Source organism: Streptomyces sp. SID8374 (assembly GCF_009865135.1).
In the GTDB taxonomy this organism is placed as follows: domain Bacteria; phylum Actinomycetota; class Actinomycetes; order Streptomycetales; family Streptomycetaceae; genus Streptomyces.
This window is the reverse complement of sequence record NZ_WWGH01000001.1, coordinates 1,436,893-1,459,066: the sequence shown is the minus strand read 5'-3', so window position 1 is coordinate 1,459,066 and position 22,174 is coordinate 1,436,893. Positions and strand designations below refer to the sequence as shown.

The following is a 22,174-nucleotide window of genomic DNA, read 5'->3' as shown; positions in this document are numbered from 1 at the left end:
CGCACGCCCGGTCCATGGACAAAGATCGCTGCTGATTGGACGCAACGGACGCAACGGTTCCACGGACCCTGGGAGGGGAAGGCCGCGATGTACCACACCTGGATGCGCTTCTTCACCCCCAGCCCGCTCCACCACCGCCTCGGCCTCGTCTGCCTCGGCGTCGGCCTCCAGCACGGCGCACTGCCCACCGTCGGCCCCCGCACCCTCGACCACCACGTCGCCGTGATCGTCAACTCCGGCACCGGCTGGTTCGCCGGCCCCGACGGGCGCCGCACCCCCGTCACCGGGCCCACCCTGATCTGGCTCACCCCCGGCACCCCGCACCACTACGGCGCCGACCCCGGCACCGGCTGGGACGAGAGCTTCGTCGACTTCACCGGCCCCGCCACCTCCACCTACACCGAGCTCGGCTGCATCGAACCCGACCGCCCCCTCGTCCCGCTCTCCGACACCGCCGGCCCCCGCGCCGCCGTCGGCCGCATCGTGCGCGCCGCCCGCCGCGGCAACCCCCTGCTGGAGGTCGAGACCGCGGCCGCCGTCCACGAACTCCTCGTCTCCCTGCGCCGCGCCCGCGCCGACCTCGGCCCCGACGGCGACCCCGTCCTCCAGGCCCTCGCCCGCGACGCCTACCAGCCGCTCACCGTCGCCGAACACGCCGCCAAGCACGGCATGACCCCCGCCGAACTCCGCACCGCCGTACGGCGCGGCGCCGGATGCAGCCCCAAGGACTACCTGCTCACCATCCGCCTCGGCCGGGCCAAGGAACTCCTCGCCGCCACCGACCTCCCGGTCGCCGCCGTCGCCCGCCGCGTCGGCTACGACGACCCCGCCTACTTCTCCCGCCTCTTCGCCCGCCGCGTCGGCACCGCCCCCGTCCGCTTCCGCGAACAGCAGGGCCGAAGCGTGCCCGGCGGCTGGAGCGACCAGGTGCCCGACCCGGACGACCCGCCGATGATCGGGCCGTGAGGAGGGGCGTCTAAGCTCGCTGACCATGAGTACGAGCGAAACCGGCGCGACCGCCCCGATCGACGCGACCGTCCAGGCCGAGCTGAACCGGCTGCGCGAGTCCATCGACAACATCGACGCCGCCGTCGTCCACATGCTCGCCGAGCGCTTCAAGGCCACCCAGCAGGTCGGCCGCCTCAAGGCCGACCACCAGCTGCCGCCCGCCGACCCGGCCCGCGAGACCCGCCAGATCACCCGGCTGCGGCAGCTCGCACAGAGCGCCAACCTGGACCCGGCGTTCGCCGAGAAGCTGCTGAACTTCATCATCGCCGAGGTCATCCGCCACCACGAGCGCATCGCGGAGGAGGCGGGGAACGGGAGCGCTACGGCCGCCGAGGGCTGACCGGCGGCCGGGGGAGCCGGACCCCGAGCGCCCCGGCCCTCCTCCCGTACAGCCCCGCCCCGGCCACCGCCCCCAGCACCGGCCCCGCCACGTACACCCACAGTCGCCCGACCTCCCCCGACAGCAGCGCCGGGCCGAACTGCCGGGCCGGGTTGGCCGAACCGCCGCTCAGCGGACCGAGCACCGCGATCACGAGGGCGGTGACCAGACCGACGGCGTACGGGAGGAGTCTCCGGCCCACCGGACGCGCCAGGAGCCGGGCGAGCAGCAGCGTCGACCCGGCCAGCACCACCGCCTCGGCCGCCACCACGGCCCCCTCACCCCACCCCGGACCGGGCCGCACCACCGCGTGACCGACCGGCGGCCGGGAGACCACGGGCCCCCACACCGCCCCCGCCAGCCACGTCCCCGCCACCGAGCCGGCCGACTGCGCGACGACGTACGGCACCACCTCCCGCCCCGGGAACACCCCGAGCCGCCACAGGGCGACGGTGACGGCCGGATTCAGCTGCCCGCCCGACCACCGCCCCGGCGCGGAGAGCATCAGCACGGCGAGCAGCACGCCGACCCCCGCCCCGAGCAGGGCGAACGCCACCCCGCCGCCTCCGTACCCGTCCGGCGCGAACAGCCACCGCACCCCGCTCACGACGGCCAGGAGCAGCAGCGCCGTCAGCCCGAACTCGCAGACCGTACGGCGCAGCAGGCCGGGGGAGGGGGCAGGAACCAGGTCAGGTACGCGGGCGGCGGTATCGCGCGCAGGCGTGAGCGTCATGAGGACGTCCTCGGTACTCGGTGTGCCGCGCCGAGGAGATGGTAAGCGGCCACATCCCCCCGGGGGTATCCCCCTGTGTCACCTGCCCCCTGGGGTATCCCCCTGCGCGACCTGCCCCCCCCGGGCCCTCTACGCCGCCTGCCCCAGGGGGCATACGCCCCGCCCCCGGCCCGCCCGTACGCCCAGCGAGAACCCCCCTGCGCCCGCCCCGCGCCGTACGGCAGCATGGCCCCCATGTCCGTACTGACGCGCGACGAAGCGCAGACCCGAGCCCAGATCATCGACGTGGAGCGGTACACGATCGCCCTCGACCTCACCACCGGCGAGGAGACCTTCGACTCCCGGACCGCCATCCGGTTCACCGCCCGCGCCGCCGGCGACACCTTCGTCGAGGTCAGGCCCGCCACCCTGCGCTCCATCGCCCTGGACGGACAGCCCCTGGACCCCGCCCTCCTCGACGGGAACCGCTACCCCCTCACCGGCCTCACCCCCGGCGTCCACGAACTCCACGTGGACGCCGCGATGAGCTATTCGCGCACCGGCGAGGGCATGCACCGCTTCACCGACCCCGCCGACGGCGAGACGTACCTCTACACCCAGCTCTTCATGGAGGACGTCCAGCGCGTCTTCGCCGCCTTCGACCAGCCCGACCTCAAGTCCGTCTTCGCCATCGAGGTCACCGCCCCCGAAGGCTGGACCGTCCTCGGCAACGGCGTCGCCGAACACACCGGCGGCGGGCGCTGGACCATCGCGCCCACCCCCCTCATCTCCACCTACCTCGTCGCCGTCGCCGCGGGCCCCTGGCACTCAATCACCACCGAGCACGCCGGACTGCCCTTCGGCCTCCACTGCCGGCGCTCCCTCGCGCCCTACCTGGACGCCGACGCGGACGAGATCCTTGGCATCACCCGGGCCTGCTTCGACCGGTACCACGAGAAGTTCGACGAGCCCTACCCGTTCGACTCGTACGACCAGGCCTTCGTCCCCGAGTTCAACGCGGGCGCCATGGAGAACCCCGGACTCGTCACCTTCCGCGACGAGTTCATCTATCGCTCCGCCGTCACCGACACCGAGCGCCAGACCCGCGCCATGGTCGTCTCCCACGAGATGGCCCACATGTGGTTCGGCGACCTCGTCACCCTCAGCTGGTGGGACGACATCTGGCTGAACGAGTCCTTCGCCGAGTACATGGGCTACCAGACCCTCACCGAAGCCACCAGGTTCACCGACACCTGGGTCGAGTTCGGGGTCGCCCGCAAGGGCTGGGGCTACGACGCCGACCAGCGCCCCTCCACCCACCCCGTCGCCCCCGACCCCGAGGCCGTGCCCGACACCGCCTCCGCGCTCCTCAACTTCGACGGCATCAGCTACGCCAAGGGCGCCTCCGCCCTCCGCCAACTCGTCGCCTGGCTCGGGGAGAAGGACTTCCTCGCCGGGATCAACACCCACTTCGCCCGGCACAAGTTCGCCAACGCGACCCTCGCCGACTTCATCGACAACCTCGCCTCCGCCACCGACCGCGACGTCCACGCCTGGGCCGAGCAGTGGCTGCGCACCTCCGGCGTCGACACCCTCACCGCCGACGTCCACGAGCCCACCGCGCCCACCGGAGCCGGACAGTCCTGGGCGCTCGCCGTGGAGCGCGACGGCAGCCGCCCCCACCGCATCACCGTCTCCACCTTCGACCACGCCCTCAACACCCAGGCGGGCCCCGGCCACCTCGCCCCCCGCGACCGCTTCGAACTCGACATCCCCGGCGACGGCACCCCCACCGTCCGCACCGGCCGCCGCCCCGCCCTCGTCGTCCTCAACGACGGCGACCTCACCTACGCCAAGATCCGCCTCGACGCCGCCTCCTGGGACACCGCCCTCACCCACCTCTCCGCGATCCCCGACGCCCTGACCCGGGCCGTCATCTGGAACGCGGCCCGCGACATGGTCCGCGACGGCGAGCTGGACCCCGCGCGCTACCTCACCGCCGCCCGCACCCACCTCCCGTACGAGAGCGACCTCGCCCTCGTCCAGGGCGTCCTGGCCTTCGCGGGCAGCCAGATCGCCGACCGTTACGCCACCCCGGGGACCCGGCCGGCCGCGCTCGCCACCCTCTCCAGCCTCTGCCGCGACCTGATCCGCCGCACGGAGGACGGCTCCCACCCGGGCCTGCGCCTCACCGCCGTACGCCACTTCATCGACGCCGCCACCCAGCCCGACACCCTCCAGAGCTGGCTCACCGAAGGCACCGTCCACGGCGGACCCGAACTCGACCCCGAGCTGCGCTGGCGCATCCTCACCCGCCTCGCCGTCCTCGGCGCCACCGACGAGGCGGCCATCGACGCCGAACTCGCCGCCGACCCCAGCGCCGCCGGGCGCGAAGGCGCCGCCCGCTGCCGGGCCGCCCTGCCCACCCCGGAGGCCAAGGCCGCCGCCTGGCAGGCCATGTTCGGCGACGACACCCTGTCCAACTACCTGTTCACCGCCACCGCCCAGGGCTTCTGGCAGCCCGGCCAGGACGAGCTGCTCAGCGCGTACGTCGACCGCTTCTACCCCGACGCCACCGCACTCGCCGCCCGCCGGGGCCCGGCCATCGCGGAGGCCGCCGGACGGTACGCCTTCCCCGCGTACGCCGTCGACACCGAGAGCCTTGCCACCGGCACCCGCGCCCTCAAGGACCCGGCTCTCATCCCGGCCCTGCGCCGCAAGCTGGTCGACCAGCTGGACGATCTGCGCCGGGCCCTGGCCGTACGGACGACGGAGCACTGAGCCGACGGACGGGACGGGGGTGGGGGGCCGGCGGGCGCACGGCAGCAGCCGTCATGTATCCGCCGGCCTCTCACCCACCGGGGCCGCCGCCCGCAGCCGTCACGTGTCCGCCGGGCCCTCACCCACCAGGTCCGCCGACAGCCGTCACCTACCCGCCGGCCCTTCACCGGCCGCCGGACCGGTCGCCCGCAGATCCGCCAGCAGCTCCGCCTGACCCGTCAGCACCTCGGTCAGGATCGTCCGGGCCACCCGCAGCAGCTCCGCCACCTCCGGGGCGGCCAGCGTGTAGTACACGGCCGACCCCTCCCGCCGCGCCACCACCAGGCCCGCCCGGCGCAACACCGCCAACTGCTGGGAGAGATGGGCGGCCTCGACCCCCACCTCGGCCAGCATCTCCGAGACCGCGTGCTCACGGTCGCTGAGCAGTTCGAGCACCCGGATCCGCACCGGATGCCCCAGCGTCTTGAAGAACTCGGCCTTCAGCCGGTACAGCGGCGTACTCACCTACGGAACCCCGATCCGTACCCCGGCAACCCGTCGCGGCGCGGTGCGCCAGATCTCTTCTCCATGGGTTCATCCTCGCGCCTTCGCACCGCGAGGATGAACCGGGGGACCGGACGGGTCAGGCCTTCTTCAGGAACTCGGTCTTCAGCACGAGCCCCTTCACCTTCTTCGTGTTGCACTCGATCTCCCCCGCACGGCCGGTGAGCCGGATGTTCTTCACCAGCGTGCCGCGCTTGAGCGTCTCCGAGGTCCCCTTCACCTTCAGGTCCTTGACCGTGGTCACGGAGTCACCGTCCGCCAGCACGGTTCCGTTGCTGTCCTTCACGACGATGTCGCTCATGGTGCGTTCCTGCCTTTCCCACACCCGTGCAGCTCTTGCAGCGGGAATCCTGAAGTCACCGGTCACGGGGCGCGCCCGTCCGCTGGAGGGGGAGCGTGACCCAGATGCTCTTGCCGCCCTCGTCCGCGTCGCCCCGCACCACCGCGCTGCCGCCCAGCTCCAACGTCAGCTCCACCACCGTGGCCAGCCCGCGCCCGGCACCGGCCACGGCGGAGGTGTAGAGCGCGGGACGGTACGGGTGCCGGTCATGGACGCCGAACGCGAACGCGTCCGGGCCGCCCGCGAAGATCACCGTCACATTCGGCGAGAGCACCGCCGCGTGCCGCACACTGTTGGCCACCAGCTCGCTCAGGATCAGCAACGCGGGCCCCGTACACGGCTCCTGCGGGCCCACCCCCCACTCGGCCAGCACCTGTTCCGTCGTCTCCCGCGCGATCCGCACCGCCGAGCCCATCGTGGGCAGCGTCAGCACATGGCGGTACGGCAACGAGTCATGGGGCCTGATCACCGGGCGGCCTCCTCGGCACCGGCCACCGACGCACGGGTCACCGAGGCCCCGGCCTTCGACGCTCCCGCCTTCGTCAGGCCGTGGCCAGGGGCCAGCACCCCCGCCTCCCGCAACCGGTCGCGCGCCCCCCGCGATCGCCTCCGGCGTCGTCGCGTACTCCCGGCCCTCCCGCCGCAACAGCTCCAGCGCCCCCACCGACTCCAGCGCCTGCCGCTGCCCGGGGCGGATGCCCGAGGCCAGCACCGCGATGCCCCGCCGGTTCAGCTGGTGCACCGCGTCCTTCAGCATCAGCGCACCCGAGGCATCCACCGTCGTCACCCGTGACATCCGCAGGATCACCACCCGCACGTCCGCGACCTCCGACAGCGTCAGCAGGAAGCGGTGCGCCCCGGCGAAGAACAACGGGCCGTCGATCCGGTACGCCACGATGTGCTCGGCCAGCAGCGCATGCTCCTCCTCGCTGTGCGCACCCGGCGCCTCCGCCCCCGTACCCTCGTCCTCCCGCAGGTCCACCCGGTCCATCCGCGCCTCGCCCGCCACCGCCCGCAACGCCAGCGCCCCCGCCACCACCAGCCCGATCACCACCGCCAGCACCAGATCCAGCACCAGCGTCGCGGTGGCCGTCAGCACCAGCACCACCGCGTCCGAACGGGTCGCCCGGGCCATCGCCCGCAACGCCCCCACCTCCACCATCCGCACCGCCGTCGCCAGCAGCACCCCGGCCAGCGCGGCGAGCGGGATCCGCGAGACCAGCGGCGCCGCCGCGAACACGATCACCGCCAGCACCGCCGCATGCGCCAGCGCCGCGAGCCGGGAAGAGGCACCGGTACGGACATTGACCGCCGTACGGGCGATCGCCGCCGTGGCGGGCACCCCGCCGAACAGCGGGGCCGCCAGATTGGCGATGCCCTGCCCGAACAGCTCCCGGTCCGGGTCGTGCTTCTGCCCCACCGTCATCCCGTCCGCCACCGTCGCCGACAGCAGCGACTCCAGCGCCGCCAGGGCCGCCACCGCGACCGCCGGTGCCACCAGCGACCCCAGCGCCGACACCTCCAGGAAGCCCAGCGACGGCGCGGGCAGCCCGGCCGGCAGCGCCCCGATCGGCTCGGCGTCCAGACGGAACACCGACACCGCCACGGTCGCCAGCGCCACCGCGACCACCGAGAACGGGACCGTGGGGAACCGCCGCGCGCCCAGCAGCATCACCCCGGCCACCCCCACGGCGATGGCGAGAGCCGTCACATCCGGATGCGCGGCGAACTCCTGCACCGCCCGCCAGGCGACCACCAGCACCTTGTCGCCCTCGGGCACCGCCACGCCCAGCGCGTTCGGGACCTGCTGGAGGGCGATGACCCCCGCGATGCCGAACGTGAACCCCTCCACCACCGGCGCGGGGACGTACCGCATGGACCGCCCCGCCCGCAGCAGCGCCAGCCCGATGAGCAGCGCCCCCGCCATCAGCCCCACGGTCAGCACCCCGCCCGGGCCGTGCTCGGCGACGATCGGCACCAGGACCACCGTCATCGCCCCGGTCGGCCCCGACACCTGGAGGTTCGACCCGCCGAACACCGCCGCCAGCGCCCCGGCGACCACCGCCGTCGCGAGCCCGGCCTCGGCACCGAGCCCCGAGGAGACCCCGAAGCCGAGCGCGAGCGGCAGCGCGACGATCGCCACGGTGAGCCCGGCGAGCAGATCACGGCGGGGGTTACGGGTCATGGCCGCGAAGTCCGCCCGTACGGGCAGCAGCGCCCGCACCCGGCCCCACGGCGACACCTGCGTGGACACCGCCGTCACCGCGAGGACACCTCGGCCTCCCGCAGCTCGGCCAGCAGCCCGTCCCGGCCCACCAGCATCTCGGTCAGGATGCGCCGGGCCGCCCGCATCAGCTCGGCGACATCACCACCGGCCAGCTCGTACACCACGGTCGAACCCTCCCGGGTCGCGGTCACGATCCCGGACCGGCGCAACACCGCCAGCTGCTGCGACAGGGACGACGGCTCCACCTCTATCGCCGCCAGCAGGTCCCGTACGGGGAGCGGACCGTCCTGGAGCAGCTCAAGGACCCTGATGCGGACCGGATGCCCGAGCATCCGGAAGAACTCGGCCTTCGCCTGGTACAGGGGGACCGCCATCGCTCCGTGCTCTCCTCCGCCGTACGCCACCACCGCGGGCGGGGAGCCGAGCGGGGGCCGTGCCGCACGGGTGACGGCGGGACGGCCCCCACAGCATGTAGTGAATTGCAGAATTTTGCAATTGGTTGATCGGCTAACTCCCGCCGACGTGCCGGTCCCCGCGCCCCGCCCTCGTCACACCCCGCGCCCAGCCCTCGCCGCGCCCGCCGCACCCGGCCCCGTCACACGCGCCGCGCCCGTCACACCCGCCCCTCCAGGACCACCCGTACACCCGTCCCGGAACCGCACAGCCTTACCACCAAAACCCCCGGCAAATGGCCCACACCGGCCACCAGTACCCCTTTCGAGTTCAGATCGTTGACCTCTTCGGCCGCGCCGCCCGAAACCCGGGACAAGCTGGCATGTCCACCCCCGCCCTCCCGAAGGACCACCCCACCCATGCCCACCCCACCCCTCGCCGGAGGCACCGCAGGCCCCGCCGCACTGCGCCCCCTCATCGACACCGTGCTCACCGCACTCCACGACGGCGCGGCCCTCCGGGACGGCCCCCTCCCCGCCGGCGGACCCGACACCGTCACCCCCCGCACCCGCACCGCCACCCACCCCCTCATCCCCGACCACGGCACCGGCGCCCACCACGCCCTCCGCGCCCTCGTCACCGCCCTCACCGAAGGCGCCGCCGACCCCGCCCACCCCCACTGCGCCGCCCACCTCCACACCCCGCCCCTCGCCCTCGCGGCCGCCGCCGACCTCGCCGCCAGCGCCCTCAACCCCTCCATGGACTCCTGGGACCAGGCCCCCGCCGCCTCCGCCCTCGAAGCCGACCTCACCACCGCACTCGCCGCCGAGATCTACCCCCACGCCCCCTCACCCGACGCCGTCATCACCACCGGCGGCACCGAGGCCAACCAACTCGCCCTCCTCCTCGCCCGCGAACGCCACGGCCCCGTCCAGACCGTCTGCGCCACCAACACCCACCACAGCGTCGCCCGCGCCGCCTGGCTCCTCGGCCTCCCCGAACCCGTCACCGTCCCCGCCCCCACCGGCACCCTCGACCCCGCCGCCCTCGACGAAGCCCTCACCCGCCTCGACCGCCCCCTCCTCGTCGTCGCCACCGCCGGAACCACCGACACCGGCCAGATCGACCCCCTCGACACCATCGCCGACCTCTGCGCCACCCACGGCGCCGAACTCCACATCGACGCCGCCTACGGCGGACCCCTCCTCTTCAGCCCCACCCACCGCACCCTCCTCCACGGCCTCGACCGCGCCCAGAGCATCACCCTCGACCTGCACAAACTCGGCTGGCAACCCGCATCCGCCGGCCTCTTCGCCGTCCCCGAACGCCACCACCTCACCCCCCTCCACCACCACGCCCCCTACCTCAACGCCGACGACGACACCGAAGCCGGCCTCCCCGACCTCCTCGGCCGCTCCCTGCGCACCACCCGCCGCCCCGACGCCCTCAAGATCGCCGTCACCCTCCAGGCCCTCGGCCGCACCGGACTCGCCGACCTCATCGACCGCACCGTCGCCACCGCCCACCACCTCGCCGACCTCATCACCGACACCCCCGCCCTCGACCTCTACGACCGTCCCACCATCTCCACCGTCCTCTTCCGCCCCACCGGAGCCGACGACCACACCGTCGCCACCCTCCGCCGCACCCTCCTCAACCGAGGCCACGCCGTCCTCGGCCGCGCCCACGCCGCCGGCCGCCTCTGGCTCAAGGCCACCCTCCTCAACCCCCACACCACCCCCCAGGACCTCCAGGCCCTCATCGACCTGGTCACCGCCACCACCACCGGCCTGGCGGTCACCACCACCCCCACCCCCCGCACGGAAGGCGACACCCCGCGATGACCGACCGGCCCGCCCCCGCACCCGACCGCCCCCACGACCTCGTCGGCATCGGCATCGGCCCCTTCAACCTCTCCCTCGCCGCCCTCGCCCACAACATCCCGGCCGCCCCCGACGACCCCCGCCCCCTCGCCGCGACCTTCTACGAACAACGCCCCGCCTTCCACTGGCACCCCGGCCTCCTCCTCGACGGCGCCAGCCTCCAAGTCCCCTTCCTCGCCGACCTCGTCACCCTCGCCGACCCCTCCAGCCCCTGGAGCTTCCTCAACTACCTCCGCACCCGCGACCGCCTCTTCCCCTTCTACTTCGCCGAGCGCTTCCACATCCAACGAGCCGAATACGACGCCTACTGCCGCTGGGTCAGCGAACAACTCCCCGGACTCCACTTCGGCCACCAGGTCGACGCCGTCCGCTGGAACACCGAACGCGCCCTCTTCGAAGTCGACTTCACCCAACTCGACCCCGACGGCGAAGCCGAAGCCCTCGGCCGCGCCTACGCCCGCCACATCGCCCTCGGCATCGGCACCGAACCCTTCGTCCCCGAACCCCTGCGCCCCCTCGCCGAAGCCCCGTCCGTCCCCGTACTCCACTCCGCCGACTACCTCCGCCACCGCGAACGCCTCCTCGCCGCCGACCACATCACCGTCATCGGCTCAGGGCAGTCCGGCGCCGAAGTCTTCCTCGACCTCCTGCGCGCCCGCCCCGAAGGCGCCGAGAAGATCCACTGGCTCGCCCGCACCCAGGCCTTCGCGCCCATGGAATATTCCAAGCTCGGCCTGGAGCACTTCACGCCCGACTACAGCCGCTACTTCCACGCGCTCCCCGAAACCGCCCGCGACGAACTCGTCCCCCGCCAATGGCAGCTCCACAAAGGCATCGACGCCGACACCATCGCCGCCATCCACGACGAGCTCTACCGCCGCACCCTCCACGGCGGCTGGCCCGACGCCACCCTGACCCCCGGCGTCCACGTCCGCACCGCAGGCCGCCTCGCCAACACCCGCGTCGAACTCCACCTCGAACACACCCAGCAAGGCACCCGCTCCCGCCTCACCACCGACGCCGTCATCCTCGCCACCGGCTATCGCGAACGCCCCCTCGACGCCCTCCTCGGCGGCCTCGACCCCTACCTCCGCCGCGACGCCTCCCACCGCCCCCGCATCGACGACCAGTACCGCCTGATCCTCGACCGCACGGTCACCGGACACGTCTACGTACAGAACGCCGAACGCCACACCCACGGCGTCGGCGCCCCCGACCTCGGCCTCGCCGCCTGGCGCAGCGCCACCATCCTCAACAACCTCACCGGCACCACCCCCTACCCCCTCCCCGAACGCACCGCCTTCACCACCTTCGGCCTCACCACCGACCACCCCCGCGTCCCCGCCCAGGCCCCCGCCCTCATCCCCCTCAGCCAGTCCGTCTAGCCGCCGGACACAGAACGGCCCGGGACCCCACCGAAGGAGCCCCGGGCCGGACGAACAGGGTTACGGGAACACCGGCGTCCCCTCACGCGTCAGCCGCCACCCCACCGAAGCGAACGCCGCCGGATCCACCGACCCCTTCTCCTGCACCCAGGCGATGATCGTGTTCCGGATCTCGTCCGAATTCGCCCACAGCTGCTTCGCCCCCGGCACATGCGGGAAATTACCCCCACCGCTCGCCCGGTAGTTGTTCACCGCGAACACGAACCGCGCCGCCGGATCCACCGGCTTCCCCTCGAAGGACAGCCCCACGATCCGCGACCCCACCGGCTTGGCGATATCGATGTCGTACGCCACCCCCGACACCGCGTCATAGTTGTAATCCGGAATCCCGTCCGCATTCGTCAGCTTCGCCGTGTCCACCGGACCACCCGCCGGCGTCTGCACGTAATACCGCGCCGAATACTCCAGGTACTCCTTCAGCTGCGCCCCCGTCAGCAGCCGCGCCTCCAGCGTGTTCTCGAACGGATACAGCCCCGCCGCGTCCTTGATCGTCACATCACCGGCCGGAATCCCCGCCGTACGGGAGAAACACGACGCCTGCGACAGCACCGGCAGCTCCCCGTACTCCCCACCCGCCAGAGCCGCCGCCACCGTCTCCGTCTGCACCTGGTTGATCAGATCGATGATCGGCTCGTCCTTCCACGGCGCGTCCGCCGTCGACATCGCCACCACCGACGTACCGATCACCTGGTTCACATACGCCACCACCTTCCGGTGCTCGCTCCGCAACAGCGAGACCACCTTCCGGTCCTCCGCCACCGTATTCGAATTCAGCACCTGCGAACCGGCCTTCTCGACCGCCCAGCGCCCCTTCTCCCACACCAGATCGAAATCGAAAACCGTCAGCCGCTGCCCCCACTTCGCCGGCTCCGAAAGAACGACCCGCTTCCCCGTCGCCTTGTTCGTGACGAAGTGCTCGGCGATCTCCACATGCGCGTGCCCCACCAGAATCGCGTCGATCCCCGGCACCTGCTCCGCCACCAGACCCGCCGCGTTCTCCACGTACGGCAACTGATCCCCGTACGACGACGTCCCCGACGAACCCGAATGCGCCGACACGATCACCACATCGGCACCCATCGAACGCAGCTTCGGCACCCACTTCGCCGCCTGCTCCTCCAGCCCCGGGAACACCATCTTCCCGCCCACATTCACCTTGTCCCAGATCGCGATCCCCGGATTCGTCAACCCGAGAACGGCCACCCGCACATCACGCCCGAACGGCGTCCGCAACCGCTTGATGACGTACGGGGCGAACGCCGGCCGCAACGTCTTCGCATCCAGTGCGTTCGCCCCCAGCAGCGGAAAATCACACTGCTCCTCGAACTTCCGCAGCACCGGAATCCCGTAATTGAACTCGTGATTCCCCAGCGCCGCCGCGTCATAGCCGATCGAGTTCATCGCCCGCGCCATCGGATGCACCGGACCACGCCGCGCCGTGATCGGATCGACCTTCGCGTAGTAGTACGACAACTGCGTGCCCTGGATCGTGTCACCCGCGTCGATCAGCAGAGTGTTCCGGCGCCCCTTCTCCCGGCGCACCTGATCCACCAGCGTCGAGATCTTCGCCAGACCGACGTCGTTGTGGGCCGCGTCGTCGTACTCCTTGTCGGTGAAGTAGTCCCAGTTGAAGACGTTCCCGTGCAGATCCGTGGTGCCCATCACCGTGAACGAGTACCGCTTCCCAGGCCGCCCATGACCGTGCCCATGGCCATGCCCGCGGCCGTGCGCCTCCGCCGTACCCGCCGCCCCCACGACCGCACCGCCCGCCAACGCCACCCCCGCACCGGCGGCAGCCGAACGGCCCAGAAACGTCCTGCGGTCCACGGGGTTCAACGACATCGCTCACTCACTCCTCGTTCAGTACGGGCAACGCGCGTAGATTCTGACCCGCCCCCCGTTCCACGCAACACCCCACGCAGGTTTCGATCCGATGACCACCCCACACACCTCCTCCACACCCACCCCCCGTGCCACAGTGAACGCATGACCGAAACCCCCACCCCCCAGCCCGCACCCGCCGCCCACCACCCCTACGGCACCCCCGACACCCCCCACGTCACCGTCCGCGGCGAAGCCCACCTCGAAGTCGACCCCGAAATCGCCCACATCACCGTCACCGTCACCGCCCGCTCCACCGACCGCCGCACCACCCTCGACGTCCTCACCCGCCGCAACACCACCACCCTCGACCTCATCAAGAGCTACGGCGACACCATCGAAAAACTCGAGACCGGCACCCTCTCCATCAACCCCGAACTCACCCGCCACGGCCGCGCCGAACGCGTCCGCTCCTACCACGGCCACATCCAACTCACCCTCACCGTCAACGACTTCACCACCCTCGGCGAACTCACCGCCCGCCTCGCCGACCAGGAACTCACCCGCGTCGACGGCCCCTGGTGGTCCCTGCGCCCCACCTCACCCCACCACGCCACCGCACGCCGCCAAGCCGTTCGCGAAGCCCTCCAGCGCGCCCGCGAATACGCCGAAGCCCTCGACACCCGCCTCGGCGCCCTCCTCGAACTCAGCGACACCGGCACCCACCACAGCCCCCTCGGCCGCGCCGCCTTCGCCGAATCCATGCCCTACGCCGCGGCCGCGGGAGGAGCGGAACCCGACGCCGCCCCCATCGACCTCGAACCCGTACGCCAGAACATCGACGCCCAGGTCGAAGCCTCGTTCACCCTCATCCCGCCGGCCCTCGGATAAACGCTCATCGGAGCGGACCGCCGCACAATTCAACACTTGTCAATAACCCTTCACCCAAAGGTTGTTGAGGTGTCATGCCGAGCCAAATACCTACCCGTAGGTAAGGTTTAGGCTCGAACCATGCGCCGAGCGAAAATCGTTTGTACCCTGGGACCGGCAACCGACACATACGACCAGATCAAGGCCTTGGTCGAAGCGGGAATGGACATCGCCCGCTTCAACCTCAGCCATGGCTCCTACGCCGAACACGAGCAGCGATACCACCACGTACGCAAAGCCGCCGAAGAGACCGGCCGCAGCGTCGGCATCCTCGCCGACCTTCAAGGCCCGAAGATCCGCCTCGGACGCTTCCGCGAAGGCCCCGTACTCCTTGAACGCGGCGACACCTTCACCATCACCGTCGAACCCCTGGAGAACGAGGGCAACGGCGACATCTGCGGCACCACCTACGACGGCCTCGCCGCCGACGTCACCACCGGCGAACGCATCCTCGTCGACGACGGCCGCGTCACCCTCGAAGTCACCGACGTCGACGGCCCCCGCGTCCACACCACCGTCATCGAAGGCGGCATGGTCTCCGACAACAAGGGCCTCAACCTCCCCGGCGTCGCCGTCTCCGTCCCCGCCCTCTCCGAGAAGGACATCGACGACCTCCGCTGGGCCCTGCGCACCGGCGCCGACCTCATCGCCCTCTCCTTCGTCCGCACCGGACGCGACATCGACGACGTCCACCGCATCATGGACGAGGAAGGCCGCCGCCTCCCCGTCATCGCCAAGGTCGAGAAGCCCCAGGCCGTCGAGAACATCGACGACATCGTCGCCGCCTTCGACGGCATCATGGTCGCCCGCGGCGACCTCGGCGTCGAAATGCCCCTGGAGCAGGTCCCGATCGTCCAGAAGCGCGCCATCAAGCTCGCCAAGCGCAACGCCAAACCCGTCATCGTCGCCACCCAGATGCTGGACTCGATGATCGACAACTCCCGCCCCACCCGCGCCGAAGCCTCCGACGTCGCCAACGCGATCATCGACGGCACCGACGCGGTGATGCTCTCCGGCGAGACCAGCGTCGGCAAGTACCCCATCGAGACCGTGCGCACCATGTCCCGCATCGTCGAAGCCGCCGAGGAAGACATCCTCGCCAAGGGGCTCCCGCCCCTCACCGAACGCAACAAGCCCCGCACCCAGGGCGGCGCGGTCGCCCGGGCCGCCGCCGAGATGGGCGACTTCCTCGGCGCCAAGTTCCTCGTCGCCTTCACCCAGAGCGGCGACACGGTCAAGCGCCTCTCCCGCTACCGCTCACCCATCCCGCTCCTCGCCTTCACCCCCGACGAAGCGACCCGCGCCCAGCTCAACCTCACCTGGGGCGTCGAGACCTTCCTCGGCCCGAAGGTCGACTCCACGGACGCGATGGTGGCCCAGGTCGACGAGGAACTCCTGCGCATCGGCCGCTGCGCGAAGGGCGACATCGTGGTGATCACCGCCGGCTCCCCGCCCGGCGTAGCAGGCTCCACCAACCTGGTCCGCGTCCACCACATCGGCGAGGACGACAGCCCGAAGTAGGGCGGCTCAGTATTTCGGCCCGACGTGCGCATCCATGAGGGCGACGGATGCCCGTCGGGCTACGGAGATGTTGAGGGGTTTGCTGCCGCGCGCGAGGGTGGTCCACTCGACACCCACGGCGGTGAGGGTGTCGCTGAAGAGCTTGCGGATGTCGTCGGACTTGTTGGTGAAGAAGTACCGGGGGTATTCGTAGCGCTTGCGTTCGCCGCGAACCATGCGCGTGGCCCAGTTGGTGATGCGGCAGCCATCGGAGTGGATGAGCCCGCGGATGAATTCCCAGGGGTGGGCGTCCTTGTTGTGTGGGCGCGAGATCCGGATGGCTTCGGCGCAGGCGTCGATGAGGCCCGGCCAGGCGTCGGCGCACGCGATTCGCAGCGAGTACACGCCACGCTTCGCTGCGCTGATGCAGCCGTCCCCGAGGTAGAGCCCCAGTAAGTAGGCATACGAGGAGGAGTGCTCGATCGCCGTGGGCTCTTCGGCACACCTCGGGCATGACCTGCTCCGGTGCTTGTCGACCGGTTCGAGGCGCGTCTGCCAGGAGCGGATCGCTGCGCGCGACATGCCGGTCTGCTTGCTCACGGAATTGAGGCTGCGGCCCTGCGCGACCAGAGCCAGAACTCGCTCGCGCGTCTTCACGTCGTACATGGCGGTGAGTCTTGTCGCGCAGATGGTGATCCGGTGCGGAATGGAACGCCAGTACCCGGATCAAGTGAACTTCGATCACCGGCGTTGCGCCTTGGAATCGAAGGAAAAGTGCCCCAGGTGGGATTCGAACCCACACTGTCCGCTGTTTGAGAGCGGCCTCTCTAACCAGTTGGAGTACTGGGGCCTTAGAAAGGAAGGGTCATTGCTGCCCTGCGCGTCACTACCTTACAGGAGCTAGGTAGGCTCGTGGCAGCAGTATCTGCCCCATATCAAGGAGCCCCGTGACCACCCCCGAGTCGCCCCAGCCCGTAGACGCCGTCGACGACGACAAGTCGCACGTCCCGCCGCTGACGACCCGCGTCGTCATCGCCGAGGACGAGGCCCTCATCCGCCTCGACCTCAAGGAGATGCTGGAGGAGGAGGGCTACTCCGTCGTCGGTGAGGCGGGCGACGGGCAGCAGGCCGTCGAGTTGGCCCGGGAGCACAAGCCGGACCTGGTGATCCTCGATGTGAAGATGCCGGTCCTCGACGGGATCTCCGCCGCCGAGAAGATCGCCGAGGAGTCCATCGCGCCCGTCCTCATGCTCACCGCCTTCTCGCAGCGCGACCTGGTCGAGCGGGCCCGGGACGCCGGGGCGATGGCGTACCTCGTGAAGCCGTTCAGCAAGAGCGACGTCGTGCCGGCCATCGAGATGGCCGTCTCCCGGTTCGCGGAGCTGAAGGCGCTGGAGAGCGAGATCGCGGACCTCTCCCAGCGGCTGGAGACGCGGAAGCTGGTGGACCGGGCGAAGAGCATCCTCCAGACGGATTACGGGCTCTCCGAGCCGGCCGCGTTCCGGTGGATCCAGAAGACGTCGATGGACCGCCGGATGTCGATGCAGCAGCTGGCGGAGGCGCTGATCGCGGACGCCGAGGAGAAGAAGAAGGCGGCCGAGTAGCCCCGTACGAACGCGCAGGAGAGAGGCCCGCACCCGGGACCGGGTGCGGGCCTCTCGCGTACGGGGAAGGCCTCAGTCCTCGCCCAGGTACGCCTTGCGGACCGAGTCGTCGTGCAGCAGGTCCTCGCCGGTGCCGGAAAGGACGATGCTGCCGACCTCCATCACGTGCGCGTGGTTGGCGAGCGAGAGCGCCGCCTGGGCGTTCTGCTCCACGAGCAGGATGGTGGTGCCCTGGGCACGCAGTTCGGTGATGGTCGCCATGATCTTCTGCATCATGATGGGGGAGAGGCCCATGGAGGGCTCGTCCAGCATGAGCAGCTTCGGCTGGGACATCAGGGCCCTGCCCATGGCGAGCATCTGCTGCTCGCCGCCGGAGAGGGTTCCGGAGGCCTGCTTCCGGCGTTCCCCGAGGATGGGGAAGAGGTCGTAGGCGCGCTGGATGTCCTTGTTGATCCCGTCGCTGTCCTTGCGGAGGAACGCGCCGAGGCGCAGGTTGTCCTCGATGGACATGCGGGGGAAGATGTGGCGGCCCTCGGGGGAGTGGGCGAGTCCGAGGGAGACGACCTGGTGGGCCGGGACCTTGCGGAGGGACTTGCCGTTGAACTTGATCTGGCCGGCGAGCGGCTTGATCAGTCCGGAGAGGGTGCGCAGCGTCGTCGTCTTGCCGGCGCCGTTGGTGCCGATGAGGGTGACGACTTCGCCTTCTTCGACCTTGAACGAGATTCCCTTGACGGCCTCGATCTTGCCGTAGGCGACGCGCAGGTCCTCGACTTCGAGAAGTGCGGTCATCGGTCGTTCTCCTTGCTGGTGCTCTCGCCGGGGGCGGCCGGGGCGTCCTCGGTGGTGGCCTCGGCCGCGGGGGCGGGGGCTTCCGGGGCGGTGGCCCCGGTGGTCTCCGTTGCGGCGGCGGCTTCGGCGGCTTCGACCTCGGCGACTTCGGCGGCGCCCGGGTCGCCCTCGAAGGGTTCGCCGAGGTAGGCGGCGACGACGCGGTCGTCGCCCTGGACCTCGGCGGCGGTGCCTTCGACCAGTTTCTCGCCCTGGACGAGGCAGGCGACGCGGTCGCAGAGGTTGAAGATGAAGCGCATGTCGTGCTCGATGACGAGGACGGCGATGCCCTTGTCGCGGATGGCGAAGATGAGTTCTTCGGCCGCGCGGGTCTCCTGCGGGTTCATGCCTGCGGTGGGCTCGTCGAGGAGGAGGAGTCCGGGCTCGCTGGCGAGCGCGCGGGCGATCTCCAGCTTGCGCTGTTCACCGTAGGGGAGGTTGCGGGAGAGGTGTTCGGCCTTGTGGTCGAGGCCGACGAACTCCAGCAGTTCCATGGCCCGGGCCTTGGATTCGGCCTCGGCGCGGTGGAAGCCGGGGCCGCGGAGGAGGGCGGACCAGAGGCCTTCCCTGGTGCGGGTGTGGCGTCCGACGAGGACGTTCTCCAGGACGGTCATGTTGGAGAAGAGCCGGATGTTCTGGAAGGTGCGGGCGATGCCGGTCGCCGTGATCTTGAAGGATTTGGCGGGGAGGACGTTGCCCTTGTAGCGGACTTCGCCCTCGGTGGGGATGTAGAGGCCGGTGAGGCAGTTGAAGAAGGTGGTCTTGCCGGCGCCGTTGGGGCCGATGAGGCCGACGATCTCGCCGGAGTTGACGGTGAGGTCGACGGAGCGGACGGCGGTGAGGCCGCCGAACCGCATCGTGACGCCGCGGGCGTCGAGGACAGTTTCGCCGGGTGCGCTCACGGCTGTGGCCTCGGCGGTGGTGGTGTCGGTGGTCATCGTCAGGCCCCTGCCTTGGTGAGAGTGGCGGGCGCTTCGTCCTTCTCGTGGAATTCGAGCTGTCGGCGGCGGTTGGCGATGAGGCCCTCGGGGCGGAAGCGCATCAGCAGGACCAGCGCGAGCCCGAAGGCGAAGAGCTGGTAGTCGCTCATGAACTGGAGCTTGGCGGGGATGAGGAAGAGCAGTGCGCCGCCGACGAGCGGGCCGCTGATCGTTCCCATGCCGCCGAGGACGACCGCTGCGAGGAGGAAGGCCGAGTTGGGCGGGACGGCGTGGGCGAACTGGTACTGCTCGGGGGTCACGGTGTAGGTGACGTGTGCCTGTACGGCTCCGGCGAGGCCGGCGAGGGTGGCGCCGAGGGCGAAGGCGATGAGCTTGGTGCGGAAGCCGTTGATGCCCATGGCTTCCGCTGCGGTCTCGTCCTCGCGGATGGCGACCCAGGCGCGGCCGATGCGGGATTCGGCGCTGCGGCGGAAGACCACGACCACGATGAGCGTGACGAGCAGCATCAGGAAGAAGTAGTTCGCGAAGCGGCCGATGGTGAATCCGGCGATGGAGTGGGTGGCGCCGAAGTCGAAGCCGAAGATGGAGAGGTTCGGGATCGAGGAGATGCCGTTGGAGCCGTTGGTGACGTCGGGGCCGGAGGTGCCGTCGAGGTTGAGGACGGCGATGCGGAAGATCTCTCCGAAGCCGAGGGTCACGATGGCGAGGTAGTCGCCGCGCAGTCGCAGGGTGGGGGCGCCGATGAGGACGCCGAAGACCATGGATGCGGTGGCGCCGACGAGGATGGCCTGCCAGAACGGCAGCTGGATGCCGAGCGGGGAGGTCGGAGAGCCGGAGACCAGGGCGGCGGCGTAGGCGCCGACGCCGAGGAAGGCGACGTAGCCGAGGTCGAGGAGGCCGGCGAGGCCGACGACGATGTTCAGGCCGAGGGCGACGGTGGCGAAGATGAGGATGTTGACGCCGATGGTCGCGTACTGGTCGTCGGACTGGGTGAACGGGAAGGCCGCGGCGGCGACGAAGGCGCCGACGAGGGTCACGTTGCGGTGGCGTGCGGTGAGGGTGGAGACCCGCTGGATGAGGCCGGCTTTCTGGATCGCCGCGAAGCCGAAGCCGGCGGTGATGAGGAAGCCGATGAAGAGCTCGTCGTACTCGGTGGTGATGCCGTAGGTGAAGACGGCGAGGCCGAGGGCGAGGACGACCGCGACGATCAGGATCTCGATGTACGAGGGGAGGGTCTTCGCGGGCTGGGCGGTGCCGGTGGCGAGGGTCGCCTTGTAGGTGGCCCAGCGGTTGCTGAAGCGGTGCTTGAACTGCTCGAAGGCGCTGTCCTCGGGGTCGGCCGGGTGGTTCTCGGGCCGCTCGTAGGGCAGGGAGCGGGCGCCGAGCCAGCCGATGAGGGTGGCGGCCAGGGCGACGTAGGCGCCGGGTTCGAGGTTGACCGCGCCGCCGAGCTTGGTGCTGATGGCGCCCATGGTGAACCAGGCGGTGGCGAAGGCCGCGTAGGCGGCGAGCCGGATCGCGGGGTCGGCGCCCTGGGGGGTGAGCCAGCCCAGGCCCTTGATCCCGTAGGAGGAGAGGCCGAAGAGGGCGAGGAGGGCGCCGCTGACGAGGACGAGCCACTGGAGGCCGCCGGGGTAGCCGTAGACCGTGAGGTCGCCGGGGAAGGCGGAGGTCCAGGTCCAGGCGAGGAAGGCGGAGACGACGGTGAGTGCTCCGCCGGCCGTGGCGGTGGCGCGGGCGATGTGCGGCGGGAGGGTGAGGGTGCCGCCGGTGGTGGGTGCGGTCGGTGCGGGTGCGGTGACCGTGCTGGTGGTCTGTGTGGTGGTCATGGTGGTCACGCCCTGTCCGCGACGCGCTCGCCCATGATGCCCTGGGGCCGGAAGAGGAGCACGAGGATGAGGAGTACGAACGCCCAGGCGTTGGCCCAGGACTGGCCGCCGAGCTGTTCGAGGCCGGGGACTTCGGCGATGTAGGCGGCGGCCATGGTCTCGGCGACGCCGAGGGTGAGGCCGCCGATCATGGCGCCGTAGATGTTGCCGATGCCGCCGAGGACGGCTGCGGTGAAGGCCTTGAGGCCGAGCAGGAAGCCCATGCGGAACTGGACCTCGCCGTACTTGAGGCCGTAGGCGACGGCTCCGATGGCGGCGAAGGTGGCGCCGAGGGCGAACGCGACCACGATGATGCGGTCGGTGTTGATGCCCATGAGCTTGGCGGTGTCGGGGTCCTGCGCGGTGGCCTGCATGCCGCGGCCGGTGCGGGTCTTGATGACGAAGTAGCCGAGGACGGCCATCGACACGGGGGCGGCGATGAGCAGGAAGACGTCACCGGTCTGGATGGTGACGGGGCCGAGCTCGAAGGGTCCGCCGGGGATTTCGGGGAAGGTGCGGGCGGACTTGGCGCCCGGGTACCAGGCCCATACGGCTTGCTGGAGGGCGAGCGAGAGGCCGATGGCGGTGATGAGGGGTGCGAGGCGTGGTCCGCCGCGGAGCGGTCGGTAGGCGAATCGTTCCGCTCCGACCGCGATGGTGGTGGCGACGACGATCGCGCCGATGAGCATGAGGGGGAGTGCGAGCAGCACGCTGGTGCCGCTGGGGAGTATGAGCCAGACCGTGAGGGCCCCGAAGCCGCCGGTCATGAAGATCTCGCCGTGGGCGAAGTTGATGAGCTGGACAATGCCATAGACCATCGTGTAGCCGATGGCGACGAGCCCGTACATCGATCCGAGTAGCAGGCCGTTGACCAGCTGTTGCGGCAGTTCGTTCACCGCGGGTCCTCCGTGTCTTTCGCCGGATATAGAGCAGCGCGGGGCGCCTGGTGTGCGGTGCCCCGCGCTGCCGGT

General features: G+C 70.8%; 18 protein-coding genes, 1 tRNA gene and 1 pseudogene. 8 read left to right on the top strand and 12 right to left on the bottom strand.

Annotated features, from left to right (window positions below; all coding sequences use genetic code 11):
* The first annotated feature begins 87 nt into the window (after positions 1-87).
* The gene (locus GTY67_RS06555) at positions 88-966 is read left to right on the top strand and encodes an AraC family transcriptional regulator (protein WP_161278070.1); all 879 of its coding nucleotides are present in this window, start codon (positions 88-90) and stop codon (positions 964-966) included.
* 25 nt (positions 967-991) lie between these two features.
* Positions 992-1,348: a chorismate mutase gene (locus tag GTY67_RS06550; RefSeq protein ID WP_093686370.1), complete on the top strand. Its 357-nt coding sequence runs from the start codon at positions 992-994 to the stop codon at positions 1,346-1,348.
* Here the strand turns inward: GTY67_RS06550 and GTY67_RS06545 are convergent.
* A complete protein-coding gene (locus GTY67_RS06545; RefSeq protein ID WP_237502558.1) occupies positions 1,329-2,120 on the bottom strand; it encodes an aquaporin in 792 nt (263 codons plus the stop codon). The genes GTY67_RS06550 and GTY67_RS06545 overlap by 20 nt on opposite strands.
* A gap of 234 nt (positions 2,121-2,354) precedes the next feature.
* Here GTY67_RS06545 and pepN point away from each other — a divergent pair, with 234 nt between their 5' ends.
* The gene (gene pepN / locus GTY67_RS06540) at positions 2,355-4,880 is read left to right on the top strand and encodes an aminopeptidase N (RefSeq protein WP_161278069.1); all 2,526 of its coding nucleotides are present in this window, start codon (positions 2,355-2,357) and stop codon (positions 4,878-4,880) included.
* A gap of 144 nt (positions 4,881-5,024) precedes the next feature.
* Here the strand turns inward: pepN and GTY67_RS06535 are convergent, their stop codons facing one another.
* The 4 genes and pseudogenes from GTY67_RS06535 to GTY67_RS06520 all read right to left on the bottom strand — a co-directional run bounded on the left by GTY67_RS06535 (position 5,025) and on the right by GTY67_RS06520 (position 8,364).
* Entirely contained in the window at positions 5,025-5,384 is a 360-nt protein-coding gene (locus tag GTY67_RS06535) for a metalloregulator ArsR/SmtB family transcription factor (protein ID WP_093686372.1), read from the bottom strand.
* A gap of 118 nt (positions 5,385-5,502) precedes the next feature.
* Entirely contained in the window at positions 5,503-5,724 is a 222-nt protein-coding gene (locus tag GTY67_RS06530; protein WP_030079631.1) for an alkylphosphonate utilization protein, read from the bottom strand.
* Between the two features lie 634 nt (positions 5,725-6,358).
* Positions 6,359-7,948 (bottom strand): annotated as a pseudogene (locus GTY67_RS35290) (SulP family inorganic anion transporter); the annotation flags it as partial.
* A 74-nt stretch (positions 7,949-8,022) separates the two neighbouring features.
* Positions 8,023-8,364 carry a metalloregulator ArsR/SmtB family transcription factor gene (locus GTY67_RS06520; RefSeq protein ID WP_028415692.1) on the bottom strand — a complete coding sequence of 114 codons (342 nt, stop codon included), beginning with the start codon at positions 8,362-8,364 and terminating at the stop codon, positions 8,023-8,025.
* 438 nt (positions 8,365-8,802) lie between these two features.
* Here GTY67_RS06520 and GTY67_RS06515 point away from each other — a divergent pair, with 438 nt between their 5' ends.
* Entirely contained in the window at positions 8,803-10,227 is a 1,425-nt protein-coding gene (locus tag GTY67_RS06515; RefSeq protein ID WP_161278068.1) for an aminotransferase class V-fold PLP-dependent enzyme, read from the top strand.
* Positions 10,224-11,651 carry a SidA/IucD/PvdA family monooxygenase gene (locus GTY67_RS06510; RefSeq protein WP_161278067.1) on the top strand — a complete coding sequence of 476 codons (1,428 nt, stop codon included), beginning with the start codon at positions 10,224-10,226 and terminating at the stop codon, positions 11,649-11,651. The genes GTY67_RS06515 and GTY67_RS06510 overlap by 4 nt, the downstream gene beginning before the upstream one ends.
* A 60-nt stretch (positions 11,652-11,711) precedes the next feature.
* Here the strand turns inward: GTY67_RS06510 and GTY67_RS06505 are convergent, their stop codons facing one another.
* Positions 11,712-13,553: a 5'-nucleotidase C-terminal domain-containing protein gene (locus GTY67_RS06505; RefSeq protein WP_161278066.1), complete on the bottom strand. Its 1,842-nt coding sequence runs from the start codon at positions 13,551-13,553 to the stop codon at positions 11,712-11,714.
* A 144-nt stretch (positions 13,554-13,697) separates the two neighbouring features.
* Between GTY67_RS06505 and GTY67_RS06500 the strand changes: the two genes are divergently transcribed.
* The gene (locus tag GTY67_RS06500; protein ID WP_161278065.1) at positions 13,698-14,423 is read left to right on the top strand and encodes an SIMPL domain-containing protein; all 726 of its coding nucleotides are present in this window, start codon (positions 13,698-13,700) and stop codon (positions 14,421-14,423) included.
* A 120-nt stretch (positions 14,424-14,543) separates the two neighbouring features.
* Positions 14,544-15,983: a pyruvate kinase gene (gene pyk, locus GTY67_RS06495; RefSeq protein WP_093686376.1), complete on the top strand. Its 1,440-nt coding sequence runs from the start codon at positions 14,544-14,546 to the stop codon at positions 15,981-15,983.
* Between the two features lie 6 nt (positions 15,984-15,989).
* Here the strand turns inward: pyk and GTY67_RS06490 are convergent, their stop codons facing one another.
* Positions 15,990-16,628: a transcriptional regulator gene (locus GTY67_RS06490; RefSeq protein WP_202461338.1), complete on the bottom strand. Its 639-nt coding sequence runs from the start codon at positions 16,626-16,628 to the stop codon at positions 15,990-15,992.
* Positions 16,629-16,737: 109 nt separating this feature from the next.
* Positions 16,738-16,812 (bottom strand) — tRNA-Leu (locus GTY67_RS06485).
* Positions 16,813-16,909: 97 nt separating this feature from the next.
* Between GTY67_RS06485 and GTY67_RS06480 the strand changes: the two genes are divergently transcribed.
* On the top strand, positions 16,910-17,566 hold the full coding sequence (locus GTY67_RS06480; RefSeq protein WP_018512090.1) for a response regulator: 657 nt from the start codon (positions 16,910-16,912) through the stop codon (positions 17,564-17,566).
* A gap of 72 nt (positions 17,567-17,638) precedes the next feature.
* On the opposite strand, the gene GTY67_RS06475 is transcribed toward GTY67_RS06480, so the two are convergent.
* From GTY67_RS06475 to GTY67_RS06460, 4 genes are read right to left on the bottom strand one after another with little or no spacing between them, the layout of a single operon-like run.
* Positions 17,639-18,355: an ABC transporter ATP-binding protein gene (locus GTY67_RS06475; protein WP_093686378.1), complete on the bottom strand. Its 717-nt coding sequence runs from the start codon at positions 18,353-18,355 to the stop codon at positions 17,639-17,641.
* The gene (locus GTY67_RS06470; RefSeq protein ID WP_161278064.1) at positions 18,352-19,332 is read right to left on the bottom strand and encodes an ABC transporter ATP-binding protein; all 981 of its coding nucleotides are present in this window, start codon (positions 19,330-19,332) and stop codon (positions 18,352-18,354) included. Before GTY67_RS06470 ends, GTY67_RS06475 begins: the two co-directional genes overlap by 4 nt.
* Before the next feature lie 2 nt (positions 19,333-19,334).
* Positions 19,335-21,173, bottom strand: coding sequence for a branched-chain amino acid ABC transporter permease (locus GTY67_RS06465; RefSeq protein WP_343238643.1), 1,839 nt, complete (start codon positions 21,171-21,173; stop codon positions 19,335-19,337).
* A complete protein-coding gene (locus tag GTY67_RS06460; RefSeq protein ID WP_093686380.1) occupies positions 21,170-22,099 on the bottom strand; it encodes a branched-chain amino acid ABC transporter permease in 930 nt (309 codons plus the stop codon). The genes GTY67_RS06465 and GTY67_RS06460 overlap by 4 nt, the downstream gene beginning before the upstream one ends.
* Positions 22,100-22,174: the final 75 nt, after the last annotated feature.

Excerpts from the sequence above, each read along its gene's own strand:
- GTY67_RS06555 (WP_161278070.1), top strand. The coding sequence starts at position 88 with ATGTACCACACCTGGATGCGCTTCTTCACCCCCAGCCCGCTCCACCAC.
- GTY67_RS06550 (WP_093686370.1), top strand. The coding sequence starts at position 992 with ATGAGTACGAGCGAAACCGGCGCGACCGCCCCGATCGACGCGACCGTC.
- GTY67_RS06545 (WP_237502558.1), bottom strand. The coding sequence starts at position 2,120 with ATGACGCTCACGCCTGCGCGCGATACCGCCGCCCGCGTACCTGACCTG.
- pepN (WP_161278069.1), top strand. The coding sequence starts at position 2,355 with ATGTCCGTACTGACGCGCGACGAAGCGCAGACCCGAGCCCAGATCATC.
- GTY67_RS06530 (WP_030079631.1), bottom strand. The coding sequence starts at position 5,724 with ATGAGCGACATCGTCGTGAAGGACAGCAACGGAACCGTGCTGGCGGAC.
- GTY67_RS06520 (WP_028415692.1), bottom strand. The coding sequence starts at position 8,364 with ATGGCGGTCCCCCTGTACCAGGCGAAGGCCGAGTTCTTCCGGATGCTC.
- GTY67_RS06515 (WP_161278068.1), top strand. The coding sequence starts at position 8,803 with ATGCCCACCCCACCCCTCGCCGGAGGCACCGCAGGCCCCGCCGCACTG.
- GTY67_RS06510 (WP_161278067.1), top strand. The coding sequence starts at position 10,224 with ATGACCGACCGGCCCGCCCCCGCACCCGACCGCCCCCACGACCTCGTC.
- GTY67_RS06505 (WP_161278066.1), bottom strand. The coding sequence starts at position 13,553 with ATGTCGTTGAACCCCGTGGACCGCAGGACGTTTCTGGGCCGTTCGGCT.
- GTY67_RS06500 (WP_161278065.1), top strand. The coding sequence starts at position 13,698 with ATGACCGAAACCCCCACCCCCCAGCCCGCACCCGCCGCCCACCACCCC.
- pyk (WP_093686376.1), top strand. The coding sequence starts at position 14,544 with ATGCGCCGAGCGAAAATCGTTTGTACCCTGGGACCGGCAACCGACACA.
- GTY67_RS06490 (WP_202461338.1), bottom strand. The coding sequence starts at position 16,628 with ATGTACGACGTGAAGACGCGCGAGCGAGTTCTGGCTCTGGTCGCGCAG.
- GTY67_RS06475 (WP_093686378.1), bottom strand. The coding sequence starts at position 18,355 with ATGACCGCACTTCTCGAAGTCGAGGACCTGCGCGTCGCCTACGGCAAG.
- GTY67_RS06470 (WP_161278064.1), bottom strand. The coding sequence starts at position 19,332 with ATGACCACCGACACCACCACCGCCGAGGCCACAGCCGTGAGCGCACCC.